This is a genomic window from Caloramator australicus RC3, assembly GCF_000297115.1.
In the GTDB taxonomy this organism is placed as follows: Bacteria; Bacillota; Clostridia; order Clostridiales; family Caloramatoraceae; genus Caloramator; species Caloramator australicus.
This window is the reverse complement of the sequence record NZ_CAKP01000118.1, coordinates 1-1,390: the sequence shown is the minus strand read 5'-3', so window position 1 is coordinate 1,390 and position 1,390 is coordinate 1. Positions and strand designations below refer to the sequence as shown.

At 29.8% G+C, this 1,390-nt stretch carries 1 protein-coding gene; it reads left to right on the top strand.

Annotated elements, in window-relative coordinates; translation table 11 throughout:
- Positions 1-222 precede the first annotated feature (222 nt).
- On the top strand, positions 223-1,191 hold the full coding sequence (locus CAAU_RS11520; protein ID WP_008909614.1) for a transposase: 969 nt from the start codon (positions 223-225) through the stop codon (positions 1,189-1,191).
- Positions 1,192-1,390: the final 199 nt, after the last annotated feature.

Genomic DNA, 1,390 nt, shown 5'->3' with positions numbered 1-1,390 from the left:
CCTATCCCCTGTGTGCCTTGGCAGTCTCAGCCATGCTCTTTTCAGAGCCTTTATTGTCATGAAATGTGAAAAATTTGCTCAAGTTACTGAACTTAAAGATTTCTTAGAAATAATTTAATCATTGCTAAGCTTTGTGGGTTCGATATCCTTAAGCCTTTACCTTCTTACTCAGTTTTTCAAAGATTCATTAAAAATTTGTCTAACTCTTATCTTAAAGAAATCATGAAAAATCAAGTTAATATTCTTAAAGAGTTAGGTTTTATTGATAACAAATTTATTTCTGTTGATGCTACTCCCGTTAAGGCTAATACTAAATTTAATAATCCTAAGTCCTTTTCAAAAAACAAATTTTCTAAAAATAATCCACCTTCTTCTGATAAAGATTGTAAGTTAGGAGTTCATACTGCCAATAACTCCATCAATGTTAAAGCTTCTGAGGATAAGCCTAATAACTCAAAGAAAAAATATGAATTCTACTGGGGTTACAAAAATCATGTTATTTGTGATGCTATATCTGGTCTCCCTATTGCTGAATTTACTACTACTGCTGATGTTAATGAAGTTTCTAATCTTATAGAAATCCTTGCTACCACAAATGAGTGGTTTTCTCTTGAAGGCAGTTACATTATTGCTGATAAAGGCTATGATTCAAAACAAAATCATGATTTCATTCGTAATACCCTTAAAGGTCATGCCTTCATCCCCTTAAATAAGCGTGGCACTAAGAAAAAGAACTTAACATCAACTGGTAATGTCATTTGTGATGCTGGTTTAGTAATGCATAAAGATGGTAAACAATATTTTGATTCATATATCAAGCAAAAGTTTTGCTGTCCTTTTAGAACTTCTAAAGATGACTCTTTATGCCCATGTAACCATGAAAAATACTTTAATGGTAAGAAATACAGAGGTTGTGTAAAATATATAACTATTGGCACTGATTATAGGTCCTCTATAAATCGTGATTCTATATTTTTTAAAAAAATATATAGTCTAAGAACTGAATCCGAAAGATACAATTCTAGATGGAAAAATCTCAATACAGAACAAGCTTATGTTAGAAATATTAACTCCGTTACTAATTTGAATACAATCGGTCACATTTGCCTTTTAACTGTTGCAATTGCTGCCATAAAATCTGGCTGCGTTGATAAATACAAATCCCTATCGGGATTTAGAAGAACAGCCTAAATAAATTATATTAAAATTAAATTAAATTTTTTGAACATCAATTTTACCAAGGGAGTAGTCTACCCTTTTTTTGCTTTTTTGGTGTTAATTTAAGTTTAATTTAAAATAATTGAGCTTCACTTCATAAAAGTTAGAACAATTTAACATAAATAATTTGTTTTTAATCAATTATGCTCATCTCTACATTATATTAAAAAAG